This window comes from Sulfurospirillum sp. E15m, from assembly GCF_059415145.1.
In genome coordinates, this window is the sequence record NZ_JCAHZS010000005.1 from 148,590 (window position 1) to 162,179 (window position 13,590).

Consider the following 13,590-nt stretch of genomic DNA (forward strand, 5'->3'; position numbering starts at 1 on the left):
GTTTCGTATAGCGCAATCATATTTAAAAAAAATAGCGCCAAAATAGCGTAATAATTCTATCTTCTAACGGTATATCCCATCCCTCTAACATTGACAATCAAGTCTTCTTTTAAAACATTTTTTAAGCGATTAATTTCGGCTCGAATAGTGGGTACATCGACTTCTATGTCATCCCAGACATCATCCATAAACATTTCATAACTGCAAACAAGTCCTTTATTACGAGCTAAAAAATTGATGATTTTAAGTTGTCGTTTTGAGAGAACTTGGGGTTCGTTATTAAAATAGAGTGCCATTGTTTCTGAATTAAAACTATAACAAGGAGAGAGTCTTTTATGACGTACTGTCACAGTTTGTGGTTGCGTAATCTTATTGATTCGAAGTCCTAATTCTTTTAGGTGGAATGGTTTTTTAAGGTAGTCAAAACAGCCTAACTCAAAGGCATTGGAGATGTCTTCAATGTCAGTGAGTGCAGAGATAAAAATAACAGGAGCCATTTTTTTAATGGCATGCAGTTTTCGCACGATGCTTAAACCATCCACATTAGGAACATTGATATCTAAAATGAGAAGGTCAAAAAAGTTCTCTTGGAGTACATGTAAACAAACGTCTCCATCTCGTACGGGTGTGATAGCGTGTCCAATGGATGTTAAATACTGAGTGATAGCACTATTCAGTAAAATATCATCCTCAAGCAGTAAAATTTTCATTGCTACGTTCTCGTTTATAATGATAAATTTATCCTTGTTTCGTGAGTATAAAACCCCAAGGACATAATTATTATAAACCGATTAAAACAGAGAGTCAAAAAAAAATGTTAAAACAAAAATATGCTTTTTAGGCATATCTTTTTTTACACACTTTTCCTAAAGAAGGAGTGGAAAAGACCACTACTTCTTAGGTTTGAGAGATTGAAGTTCGATGATACGAAGGATAATAGCAGAGTAATAAGGGATACTTTGAATTAAAAGAGTGAAGGCAAAAACATAAATTTCTGTAATACGTGTGAAGTTTGTAAAATACAATGCAAAGAACGAAAGCGTTAAAAGTCCCGCCAAAATCATCTCATGGCGAATAGGGTTTTTATTGACCTTTTTGGTGTTACCGCCTTTTTCAGTACGTTTAAAAGGTAACCCGTCTTTGACAAAACCATCGTATACGGCTTTAAAAATGACCAACTGCAAACTCATAGATGCAATGGCACTTAAAACAGTCTCTTTGATACCCATTTTAACACGGGTATGGTATAAAATGAATGCATGCAAGATATTGACCAAGAACGCAACTACAATTGGCAATGTCAAAGGAAGCGTTGGGATGGTTACCCCTACAAAAATAATAAACGGCACCCAAAAAATATTTAAAAAAGCTGTCATCGCGCCAAAGGCATCGGAAAGCCAGAAAAACCAGCCTGCCACAAAGTGATATTTTTGGTATCGGGTGAGCGTTGTGGATGAAGGCATAAAATGGCGCCAGTGACGTTTGAGAATTTGAATCGCTCCATACGCCCAGCGATGGCGTTGTGTTCGAAATGCTTCTACCGTATCGGGTAATAATCCCCATCCATAACGTCGGTTGGTATAATGCGCCGTATAACCCGCTTCAAATAGACGAAGCCCCAGTTCAGAATCTTCAACAATCGTGTACGTCGTCCAATCACCGACTTCATGCATCGCAGAAAGACGGGTCATGAGCATGGTACCGTGTGCTACGATGGCATTTTCTTCATTGCGTTCAACCATGCCGATATCGAAAAAGCCTGCATATTCTGCATTCATGGCTTGCTTAATTAAAGACTCATTGCCATCACGGTGATCTTGAGGGGCTTGTACAAGAGCGACTTTTGGATCATCAAAAAGCGGCACAAGATCAATCAGCCAATCTTCACTGACCACATAATCCGCATCAATGACCGCTAAAATCTCTGCTTTTTCATTGGTAAATTTAAGGGCTTCATTGAGTGCGCCTGCTTTAAAACCTTTACATGTAATGTTTAAAAAGATAAATTTATCACCCAATTTGGCACAGTGCTCTTCAATCGGCTTCCAATAAAACTCTTCAGGCGTGTTGTTAATAACGACTAAGACTTCATAATTGGTGTACTTCATTTTTGAGAGCGCATCGAGTGTTTCAATCAAAACATGCGGTTGCTCTTTGTAGGCTGGCACGTGAATGGAGACAAAAGGAGCGTGTTCTAATTTAAGATGCAATGGCGCAAGACGAGCAGGTGCAATGCCAAGGGTACATTTAAAAAGCTCGTTAATTTTTGCCAATGTAATAATGACCAGTGGAATCATCAAAATGATACCCATAACCCACATAACCCACATACCAAAGTTCATATAGTAGATAAATGGGTATGTTGCTGCCATTGCGATACCAAAACCCATGGCTTGTGCTGCTGCGGCATAGGTCATAGAGTGTGCGAGATTGACGCGTTGATTACGTAAACCAAAGTAGGTCAAAAGAATTCCAAAAAAGACAGATGCCGCCATTTGGTATCGCCATAATGGATTGACAATGGTTTGCTTAATAAAATGAAATTTCGGTTGTTTGTTGGTATCGAAAAGTCCCCAATAAGGACCTACGCTACCTTCATGAACCCCTTTCCACGGTTGATCAAATGCTTCAACAATGTTATAGCTCCATTTTTCTTGCTTTGCCATCTCCAAAAAGCCCGTAATTGCCGCAATTTGATTGCTGAGTGTGGCTTCAGCTTTTTCATTGTTGTACCCACTACTTGGCCAACCAAACTCCCCGATGGTAATGGGCTTTCTTGGATACATTTTAGCAATAGCATCGTACTTTTCTTTCGTAAATGCCAATGTTTTTTCAATAGGAATTTTTTCCCAATACGGAAGAATATGCACACAAATAAAATCAACGTGTTTGGCGAGTTCTTTGTTGGTCAGCCAAACGTGCTGAACTTCAGCGGTGGTAACAGGAATACGTGTTCGCTTGGAAACTCTATCGATATACTCCATCAATTCTTCAGGTGTTAAATCCGCACGAAGTAAAACCTCATTGCCTACAATGATAGAAGAAATTTTTGGATAATACAGTTTTGTGAGTTCAAAGAGTGTTTCTATTTCTGACTCATTGGCACTCTTATCGGTTGAGAGCCATAACCCTACATCAACTTTGAGCTTGGTGTCTTTAATGTTTTCCAAAACTCTTTGGGCGTCAGCAATAGCATATGTTCTGACTTTACGAGAGATACTCGCAATGATTTTCATATCTTGTTCAATCTCTTGGTTGCTTTTAGGCGCTTTATCAAACCCTTTATACGGAGTATAAGAGAGAGAATCAACTTTTTCGCCAATTTGAGGGGATGTAACAATTTTATCGCCGCCTCTTGTCCATAAGAGAACTTGAAAAAGGGATGTAACGACAATAGAGAGTAGAATATATTTGAAGTATTTCAAACGTTTGCTCCGAAAAAAATTAGGTGATTGTACAACAAGTTTGTTTAAACATCCAATCGTACATAGGGATTACATGTAAAGCGTTGTCATGTTTAATAAAGTAGCAATAGGTTAGGGAAAAAAGCTTTATACGAGAGAAAAAATAACCAACAAGAGCATGTTCTCAACACCTTTATCGACAATGGATTATGGACAATCCTTGTCAATAAAGATGTGGATATAGCGTCATTAAGAATCTAAAAGGGCATCAAGTTCTTTAAGTTTTCCTAATGCTTTTTGCGCGGAAGTTTGAGCTGACTCACTTAAGCCTTCACTAAAATGCAAAACATTTTCCAATAAAACACAAATGCCCAAAAAGATTGTTTTTGTGCAAATGTCTCTGAGACAACTCATGAGAATAGGGGTGGGAATATTGTGCGTGGAATAGACATAGGTGCGTTCATCGCTGAGATCAAAAAATTCTATTTTATCTTCCTTAAAGCCGCTCATCGCATCAACAACGACAATAATATCTGGTTCAAATGCGCGTAAATGCCCAAACTCATTTTCAGGAGTGTCATAACCAAAGAAAACCCTCCACTCGGGTAAATGTTCTTCAACCAATCGTCCCACCGCAATGGCAACGCCATCATCTCCTCTGAGTTCATTGCCGATACACAGAACCGCTTTTTTCATCAATCTCCCTTATTCCTCTATGAGTTTTGAAAATCTTTTCTTAAAACCAAGTACCCCTCTTTTAAGTTTTTAAGTACTTCTTTAAAGGGGCATTCTATCATATGAGGAAAAAGTTGCGCTGCATGTTCTGGAAATATCTCTATTTCAAAATATTTACTCAAGTTTCCAATCTTAAATTTTAGATACTCGTCGCCATGGTGCAAAATTTGTTCAAATTCCTTCTCGTCGATCTCTAAAACTTTTTCACTAAAATCAATTGTGCCAACGCCGTGCCCTATACACGTAGAGAAAATTTTAATCTGATCGAGTTTGACATTACCAGACTTTGCGCCGTCAATATGTTTTTTAGTTAATTGATAAACTTCTACCACTTAGTGCCCCCACTCAACTCTATGAAGACTGATTCTATCTTCTTCCTCACACGGAACATATTGCGTATAAATCTCGTTGTGTAGGATACCTAAACATTCAGCATATCGAGGATCTTCTTCTATTTTCATGGCTTCAGAGATAGCAGCTTTTGTTGCTTTTGTGTCTTTAATGTTGCCACTTTTTATGAGAGCTGCAAGGTATTTATCGTAAAGTTTACGTCCAAAAACATAACTCATCAGTCGTTTAGAGTGGACGAGTAAGTCTCTTTCAAAAAGAGTGTTTCCAAGAACGGAATCTTCAACCAACGGTGGCATTTCATCATCTTGTTCATAGCTTACTTTTTGAAGTCTTTGATCCATAACACCAAGAGCCGTTGTAAGACCATAGATGATACTGGCTGGATGAGGAGGACACCCTGGAATATAAACATCGACAGGAATGATTTTATCGATGCCGCTAAGGACGCTGTACGCATCATAAAAAATACCACCGGTTGCACCACACGCTCCTAGGGCAACAACGATTTTAGGATCGGGCGTTGCCTCATAAGCGCGCAATAACGGATAATACATTTGTCTGGTGACAGGACCTGTACAGAGTAGAATATCAGCATGGCGCGGATTGGCAACCAATTTAAATCCAAATCGCTCTGGGTCCCACAACGGTGTAATAGCCGCAAAAATTTCAATTTCACAGCCATTGCAACTTCCACAGTCTACACGATAAACGCTAAAACTACGTCCAATATGTTTGAGTAACTCAAGCTTTTCTTCTAATGAATTGGCATCTGCAATGTTTTGAGGAACTTCATATGTTTTCATTCTATCACCATCTCTTTGCCATCGGTAAAATTAGATACGGTGGCATTTTTTTTGCATGTTGGACAAAGACTAAGATAATTTTTTGACTCTTCCAGTCTTTTCTCGCCTAAGTTAGCTTTGCTGAGACGCTCAAAACTATATTTAATCAGCCTCTTAGCTGCAAAGGGTTTATGGCATTGTGTGCAATATTGACTATCAAGCTCGCCTCGTTGAATCAGCGCTTCTTTATCAAATTTGACAGCGAGTTCAAACTCTTCACTAAGTCTAATCGCTCCTGTGGGGCAGACTTCATCACATCTGCCACAAAAGATACAACGTCCACAATCAAATTCCCAAATTAATTTACTTTGATCATGATTAAAGGCAACGGTAATTGCATTAGAGGGGCACGCGATACCGCATGCTGCACAGCCAATGCATAATTCATAAATATACGCTGGTTTTCCTCGAAAATTATCGGCAACTTTGTAAGGCTCAAACGGGTATTTATGGGTAATTTCGCCGTATTTTTTGCTAATATCAAGAAGTTTCATCATCTTAAATCCTTCATCGGACTATTTTTGAGTGTTTTAGAAAATTCTTTCAAATCATTATTTGTCAAAATTTTACTCTTTTTACTGTTAATATCGACAACCGTTACACGCTCGGTACACGAATAACATGGATCTAAACTACAAACGATAAGTGCGGCATCCGCGATGGTGTTTCCACGGAATTGGAAACGAAGGCTAGGCCAGTTATTGTAAGTAGCGGCTCTACATCTCCAGCGATAGACTTTTTGCGCACTGCCTTGCATAATCCAGTGAACATTCTCTCCACGTGGGGCTTCGACATACGCTAAAGAGTAGTTCTCCGGGGTCACATGGAATTTTGGATCAATAATAATCGCTGTTTGTGGCATCAACTCAAAACATTGGCGAATGATAGAGACGGAACTTTTAAGCTCCATGTAGCGTACCATTTCTCTTGCAAAAACATCGCCTCCGTGAACAACGGCTACTTCAAATTCAATCTGTTTGAAAAAATCATACGGATGGTCGTATCGTGTATCGCGTTTGATACCACTTCCTCTAATGTTAGGACCAACGGCTGAAAAATCGCGTGCGACTTGTTTGTCAAGTACACCTACGCCTTTCCATCGCTTCATTTGGCGTTGATCATCCATCACTGCGTCCCACACTTCATCGACTTGCGTATCAATGATTTGCAAGATACGTAAACTCTCTTTGATTTCATGACCTGTCATATCGCGTCTGAGTCCACCCATGACAACATTACCATAGGTTTTGCGTCCACCCGTGACAAGTTCTGCAAGTTTCATAGAATATTCACGGATTCTAAAGATGTGCATAAAAGCGTTGTAGTTTCCGGTTACTTCACACGCAAGACCAATATTGAGCAAATGGCTGTGAAGACGTTCGATTTCGGAACAGATAATACGAATGGCTTGAGCACGCGCTGGAATTTCTAAATTGATTGCTTTTTCTGCTGCTTCAATGCACGCAATCGCATGGGCATAACCACAAATACCACACACACGTTCAGCTAAATAGCCCATTTGATCGTAGTTCATACGGTTTTCAGCCAGCTTTTCCATTCCTCTGTGTTGGTAAAAAAGTCTGTAATCTGCATCAACAATCGTATCTCCGTCACAAAAAAGTCTAAAGTGACCAGGCTCATCCGCCGTTACATGTAAAGGTCCAAGAGGAACATCAATAATGCCTGAACCCTCTGGTCGTAAGAACTCATATTCGGGTTCATTGTAGTGTTCACGCATATCCGGACGGTAGCGGTAATCCATCGCATCTTTGCGCAATGGGAAGAGTCCCTCTGGCCAATCATCACTGAGCACCAAACGCCTTTTATCGGGTAATCCTTCTGCCACAAGTCCAAACATATCGAACGCTTCTCGTTCATACCATACACATGCAGGGACTAAAGGTGTCACAGATGGATAGGTAAGGCTATCCGGAGAGATAAGCACTTTAACAGTGACAAAGCACTTCTCATCTTGCGCTATCTCATCGCCTTCAAACATTTTGCCACCTTCCATTGAAAGGGCATAATAAAGAGCGTAATGTTTATTGAGACTTCTCTCGTCATTAGGAATCATGGTAGAGAGATATCCGCCCATATCATAATATAAGAAGCGAACGGCTTCAGGAAGGTCACCCAGTTCAACCAAAACGGTGACTTGATCTTCACATTGTCTTGTTACTTCTAAAATCTTAATTTTAGCTCCTAGAGCTTCTACAAATTTATCACATTTCATTAGGAGTCCTATCTTTTCATTATGGTATTAACGCTCTCATTAAGGAGAAACGCAAACGAATCAAACTGCCAAATACCAAAACTTACAATCAAAATGGCTAAGGCAATGAGTGGTAAATTTTCACTCAGTTTCATTTCACCGTTGTACTCAACTTTGCCTTCTACTTTACCAAATGAAGCTAAAAAGAAGTGCGAGAAATCGGCAATAAAAATAATGGCTAAGGCAACTGCAAAGATACCCATCAAAATATATTTACCGTCAATCGCTGCTGCTTTAAAGATTAAAAATTCGCTTACAAAAATAGCAAAGCCTGGAACACCGACAAGGGAGCAAATGGCAATACCAAACAAAACAGCCGTTAGTGGTGCAATATGTATCATCCCGCCCATCTTAGTCATGTCTTTCGTCCCGTAAATTTTGGCGATATTTCCTGTTGAACAAAAGGCCAAAGCTTTTGTAAATGAGTGTGCTGCGCAGTGAAACAGTGCTGCAAAAAGTCCAATGGCTCCTCCCACACCTAAACCAAACGCAATAACGCCCATGTGTGCAATGGAGTGATACGCAAACATACGTTTGACATTATGTTGTCGAATCAAGAAAAAGGCAGAGATAAAAAGGGTTAATGTGCCGCTGATGATCATAACCGTTTGTACAAAATCAAAGCCAACACCATTGGCAACAACCGCATAGTAACGAATGAGTCCTAACATGGCACATTTTAAAAGCACACCAGAAAGTAAGGCAGATGTTGGGGCAGGTCCTTCAGCGTGAACATCGGGTAACCACGTATGGGTAGGCGCGAGTCCCGCTTTGGTTCCAAAACCGATGAGAGCAAAGATAAAAACAAGTTTTAAAGCCATACTGTCTAGGCTGGCTGCATTAGCAAGCAAGTTCGTGTACAGCATTGCCTCACCATCGATTTTACCGTTGGCAGCGGAGTAGAGTAAAATCGTTGCATAAAGAGCAAATGCTAGGCCAATGCTACATAAAACAATATATTTGTAACCGCTTTCAGTCGATTTTTTATCTCGTTTAACGGCAACAAGAAAAACTGAAGCCAGTGTTGTTGCTTCAATAGCTGCCCACATAAAAGCGATGTTATTACACACAACGCTTAAACTCATGGTCCATGTAAAAATAAAGCTAAGTGCAAAATAGTTTTTAACTTCTTTTAGGCTGATATGGCCGTCTTCCATTTCCCATTTCATATAGGTTGTTGCATAGATATTGACTAATAAACCAGTAATCGCAATAAGTGATAAAAAGATAGCACCCAATGAATCTAAAAAGATATTGTTATGAAAAACGGAAAGTTGGGCTCCATGAACAACTTGATTCACAGCGGTTAGTAAAACCGATGAAACAGCAATGCTCAATACAATATGGAGCTTTTGTAACAACTTAAAATTCAATGGCATCACAAACATGAACACGCCGCAAACAAAAGGTATGATTAGTATTAATGATAAAATATTCATGTTATCCCTTTAAATTGACCGCTTTAGAGGTGTTCAAACTCTCATAAGAGGCGTAAAATCGTTTTGCTAAAACACTCATAATAATGACAGCAAAAATTGCGTCAGTTAATATACCAACCTCCACAAGTTCGTGAGAGGTATAAGCCATAAGCGCAAGGCTAAGGTGAATGCCATTTTCAAACAGACAATATGAGAGAATCTGTTTTAAAAAGGATGTTCTTAGAATAAAGCCGAAAATTCCCATCATAAAGACAAAAGAAGCGGCAAAGAGTGGTAAGACATCTTTAAAGATTGAAAAATGGATAAAAACTTTATACAACATCATTGAAACGGCAAGTGAAAAGCTAAGCGCAACGACAGGTGAAATAAAAAAACCACCCACAGGTTCATCTTCAACGACGACCCCTAGTTGTTTAATTAATCTAAGAAGATATAGAGGTACACAGACCACTTTGATAACAAAAGCAGTCATTGACCAAACGAGGAGTTCATGTGAGCCGTATTTGACATACAATGCTAAAAAGATAGCGACCAGTAATAGCGTTTGCAAGGCATACGCTAGAATACTATGTCGGTATTGTCGTAAACTAAATACCGCAAAACTCGTTCCCATCATCAAGACGGCGATAATGTCGATTAGATTGATAGTTGCCATAGTTAAATCCCCATGATATAGAGTACTAACGAAGTACATGCAATTGCAAGCGCATAGAGCATCGTTCGTTTCATACCTTTATTGATTGTAAATCTTGGTCCAAAGTTATCGATAAAAACACCCATAACATATAAAAAGCCTACTTCTGCTAAGAAAATAATCAACGATAAAATTGGATTATCAACAAGACCTCCCCATGGCATAAAAATGATTAGGAAAAAGCCTAGTACTGTAATTTGTTTCAGTAAGATTGCAATATCAATAATCGCAAAATCTTTACCACAAAATTCACCCAAAACACCCTCTTGTAACTCTTGTTCAGCTTCTGCTAAGTCATAAGGTTTACGCCCTGTTTCAACATACATGACCCATAAAAATGCCGTAGAGGCGATAGCGAAAGAAGGGATAGCATAACCGTAACTACCATGCTGTACCAAAGATGAGATAAACGGTAAATTCGTACTTCCTGTACCCATCATAACAACTACAAGACAAATGACAGCCACTTCTTCTGTATAAAAACCGATGGTACCTTCCCTGCTAGAGCTGATACCGGCAAATGGATTAGCCGTATCGATACCCGCCACAATAAAAATAAATCGAAACAATGCCCCTAAATAGAGTAAAACAAAGATATCCGAAAACTGTGACAAAGTAGCAGAACTTGTGCTGTACGTAATGGGCAAAGCACAAAACATAGCCGCAGCACTTACAAATAATAAGTAAGGCGAGATTTGATAAATATAACTTGCACTATGAGATTTTGTTCTTCCTCTCTTGAGTAATTTGTAAATATCATAATACGTTTGAAAAATGCTTGGTCCCATTCTTGACTGAAATTTGGCTCTTAGCTTTCTTGAAATTCCATCAAAAAGGGGAGCAACTAATATAGCTGAAACCAGTTGTAATAGTAAGTATAAAAAATCCATTTTGCCCGCTCCTTATAGATAGTAATACCCAAACATGAGTATCAAACACAGATAAACTAAGATATACCCAGCATATAGATTGGTTCTTCCATTTTGAAAGACGCCAATCTTGTCAGCAATAATCATGATAAGACGAATGACAGGTGCATAAAGTTTTTCCCAAAAGAAATCGTGTGTTTTGTGTGTATAAACAACTTTTGAAAAATAGCCATCTAGTTTTATCTCTTGTTCATGTTTTAAAAGAAAACTGAGAGCTTTTCTAACATCGCCCGTAAAAGAGTTAGAACCGATTTGCATGTTTTTATTGTAAAGAAAACCACACGCCCATGGGTCTGTAATGCGTACTTCTTTATTGTTTGCTTTGAGAAGATAGAGCAATACAAATGGGATGATGGCACAAAGAATCATGACCATAACGATAATAGGCATAGAGATAAAACCGTACGTACTTATGCTTGTTGGCGGTATTAATGTCAGAACAATTTTAGAGAGCATCTCGACAACGTGATTCATAAACAAGCCAATTCCCACACACAAACTGGCAAGTATTCCTAGTGGCAACAGTCTCGTAAATGAGACCTCTTTAGCTTCTGCAACGCTTTTAGTATCACGAGGTACGCCTAAAAAGATGGCACCATATACTTTGGAAAATGCCATAATAGCCATCGCTCCTGTAATAGAAAGCGCTATGATCGCTAGAGTAAAAAAGAAGCGAGAGATGGCACCTTCTTCAATACCACCCATGACCATTGTTTTATAAACTGTCCACTCACTCGCAAAACCATTGAGTGGAGGCAACGCACAAATGGACAATACCGTAACGAAAAATATGATAGATGTGATTGGCATTTTTTTATGAAGTCCACCGAGAATATCCATATTACGTGTTTTAGTTTCTGTGTAAACATTGCCACTTAGCATGAACAGCAGCGATTTGAAAACCGCGTGATTTAAGATATGAAAAAATCCTGCGATAAAGCCAAGTAATGCAATCATCGGTGAATTGGTTCCAAGCCCATAAAAAGCACCGCCAAGTCCTAAAAAGATAATCCCTACATTTTCACATGAACTATATGCAATAGACGCTTTGTAGTCGTTGGAAACGAGTGCGTAAATAATTCCAAAAATACAACTCAATGCTCCAATTAAGATAAGGAGGTATCCAAATTGAGCAAACTGTGGTAAAAGCAGTGAAAATTTAATAAATGCAAAGAGTGCCACTTTTATCATAACGCCACTCATCAGTGCCGAAGCATTTGAAGGGGATTGACAGTAAGCTATTGGTAACCAGACATGAAATGGAAACATACCTGCTTTAGAACCAAGACCCAAAAGTAGGAGTGTAAAAAGAGTGAAACTCATTCCAAAACCGATATTGAGGTTATCAAATTTACTAAACTCAAATGTTCCTGCAGCACTTGCCATGATTAAAAGTGCTACCATTAAACAAAAAGCTCCAATTTGGGCAATTCCCAAATAAATCATAACATTTTTCCCTGCACCTTCACCATCATTAACCAAAATTAAAAGAGCAGAGATAAGCGTCATAAGTTCCCATAAAAGCATAAATGAAAACACATTATCGCTGGCAATGACTAAAAGCATGGAGAGAATAAATGCGTTAAAAAGTGAAGCAAAAACAGCTAAGTTTGATTTTTTCTCATAAAATCTTGCATAATCAAAACTAAAAAGCGAAACTGCAAAAGCAATTAAACTGACCAAAAAGCTAAAAAACATTCCTAAAGAGTCTAGTCTAAAAATAGGCAAACTGATAAAATTTCCCGGTAGTTTCCAGACTAAAATATTCCCCAAATTGGAAAAGAAAAAAATCGCTGCGTAAAGCGAAATGAGGCTCGCCAAACCAAATCCTATCTTTTGAGCCAGGAGAGGTTTTTTATAGAGCGCAAGTGAAAGAAGTGCGGTTAAAAAAAACAAAATATAGATCGTTTGCATTATGCTTCCTCTTTGTTGGTTTCTATCGTATCAGAGGGAGAAGACTCGGGTTTTGGCTCTTTTGGTTTTTTTACCTCTGGAAGCGGAATATTGGCAAAGGTAACATCCGGTACAACAGCCTTTAAAAAAGGCGTCATGTCTCCTTTAACTTTTTTGCCAAATTTGCATTCGCCCAGCACTGGATCAATCATCACCAATGCGCCCGTTGGGCATGCACTTACACAAGCTGGTCCACTCTCGATACCATCACACATATCACATTTAATAGCGATACTTTTTAGCCCACTGATGCAACCTGCTTCTAGATTTCTTTCCACTTCCTCTTTGATTGAAGGTGGAAATTCAGCATCAATATAAATTGCCCCATAAGGGCAAGCAATCGTACAGAGCTTACATCCGATACATATCTCTTCACAAAGCTCAACACAAGAATTGGCAACACGAAGCGCACCTGTTGGACAAACATGCGCACATGGCGCATCATCACATTGGCGGCATTGATTAGGCATTTTCCCGCTCTCTAATGTAAGGACATCAAGTCTTTTCTTAGAGAGTTTGCCTCGCATGTAGGCATGCTTGACACATGTTTTCATACAGGCGTTGCAAGCAATGCATAGGGTAGGGTTGGTAATAACGAATTTATGAACTTTAGACATAGACTTTCCTCTATGGTTTGTTTGACTTAATTAATAAACTAGCATATTAATTTAAGAATTATATCGTCGTTAAATGACTTAACTATGATATTCACTCTTTTCACCCTAGAATCATATATTAAATTTATAGCATGAGAATAGCATAGTTTAAAAATTTATGGTTTCTTTCAAAATTACTCTTTTTACTCTTAAAATGAATTCGTAAATTCGATAGTGCGCTTTTCCTTCTAAAAGTTTTATTGTGTTAAATGATGAATAATTTATTTTAAAGTAATCAACAATCAAAAACGATGGGCTATGATAATAAGGGCTTTTGAGAAGATAAATTTTGGAACAAGCTACATAGTGCTATAA

General features: G+C 38.6%; 12 protein-coding genes. All 12 read right to left on the reverse strand.

Annotated features, from left to right (window positions below; genetic code table 11):
• Positions 1-56: 56 nt before the first annotated feature.
• The 12 genes from AC5SLP_RS08585 to AC5SLP_RS08640 all read right to left on the reverse strand — a co-directional run bounded on the left by AC5SLP_RS08585 (position 57) and on the right by AC5SLP_RS08640 (position 13,236).
• Positions 57-710: a response regulator transcription factor gene (locus tag AC5SLP_RS08585; protein WP_495254750.1), complete on the reverse strand. Its 654-nt coding sequence runs from the start codon at positions 708-710 to the stop codon at positions 57-59.
• A 180-nt stretch (positions 711-890) separates the two neighbouring features.
• Entirely contained in the window at positions 891-3,425 is a 2,535-nt protein-coding gene (locus AC5SLP_RS08590) for a glycosyltransferase family 2 protein (RefSeq protein WP_495254751.1), read from the reverse strand.
• A gap of 228 nt (positions 3,426-3,653) precedes the next feature.
• Positions 3,654-4,100 carry a hydrogenase 3 maturation endopeptidase HyCI gene (locus AC5SLP_RS08595; RefSeq protein WP_495254752.1) on the reverse strand — a complete coding sequence of 149 codons (447 nt, stop codon included), beginning with the start codon at positions 4,098-4,100 and terminating at the stop codon, positions 3,654-3,656.
• Between the two features lie 17 nt (positions 4,101-4,117).
• Positions 4,118-4,471: a formate hydrogenlyase maturation HycH family protein gene (locus AC5SLP_RS08600; RefSeq protein ID WP_495254753.1), complete on the reverse strand. Its 354-nt coding sequence runs from the start codon at positions 4,469-4,471 to the stop codon at positions 4,118-4,120.
• Positions 4,472-5,293, reverse strand: a complete 822-nt coding sequence (locus tag AC5SLP_RS08605; RefSeq protein ID WP_495254754.1) for an NADH-quinone oxidoreductase subunit B family protein — start codon at positions 5,291-5,293, stop codon at positions 4,472-4,474.
• A complete protein-coding gene (locus AC5SLP_RS08610) occupies positions 5,290-5,829 on the reverse strand; it encodes a formate hydrogenlyase complex iron-sulfur subunit (RefSeq protein WP_495254755.1) in 540 nt (179 codons plus the stop codon). Before AC5SLP_RS08610 ends, AC5SLP_RS08605 begins: the two co-directional genes overlap by 4 nt.
• Positions 5,826-7,565 carry a hydrogenase large subunit gene (locus AC5SLP_RS08615; protein WP_495254756.1) on the reverse strand — a complete coding sequence of 580 codons (1,740 nt, stop codon included), beginning with the start codon at positions 7,563-7,565 and terminating at the stop codon, positions 5,826-5,828. The genes AC5SLP_RS08610 and AC5SLP_RS08615 overlap by 4 nt, the downstream gene beginning before the upstream one ends.
• Positions 7,566-7,573: 8 nt before the next feature.
• Positions 7,574-9,043, reverse strand: a complete 1,470-nt coding sequence (locus AC5SLP_RS08620; RefSeq protein ID WP_495254757.1) for a hydrogenase 4 subunit F — start codon at positions 9,041-9,043, stop codon at positions 7,574-7,576.
• A 1-nt stretch (position 9,044) separates the two neighbouring features.
• The gene (gene hyfE, locus AC5SLP_RS08625; RefSeq protein ID WP_495254758.1) at positions 9,045-9,698 is read right to left on the reverse strand and encodes a hydrogenase 4 membrane subunit; all 654 of its coding nucleotides are present in this window, start codon (positions 9,696-9,698) and stop codon (positions 9,045-9,047) included.
• A 2-nt stretch (positions 9,699-9,700) separates the two neighbouring features.
• Complete coding sequence (locus AC5SLP_RS08630; protein WP_495254759.1) at positions 9,701-10,627, reverse strand: respiratory chain complex I subunit 1 family protein; 927 nt, start codon at positions 10,625-10,627, stop codon at positions 9,701-9,703.
• A 12-nt stretch (positions 10,628-10,639) separates the two neighbouring features.
• Positions 10,640-12,580, reverse strand: coding sequence for a proton-conducting transporter transmembrane domain-containing protein (locus AC5SLP_RS08635; RefSeq protein ID WP_495254760.1), 1,941 nt, complete (start codon positions 12,578-12,580; stop codon positions 10,640-10,642).
• A complete protein-coding gene (locus AC5SLP_RS08640) occupies positions 12,580-13,236 on the reverse strand; it encodes a 4Fe-4S dicluster domain-containing protein (protein WP_495254761.1) in 657 nt (218 codons plus the stop codon). The genes AC5SLP_RS08635 and AC5SLP_RS08640 overlap by 1 nt, the downstream gene beginning before the upstream one ends.
• Between the last annotated feature and the right edge of the window lie 354 nt (positions 13,237-13,590).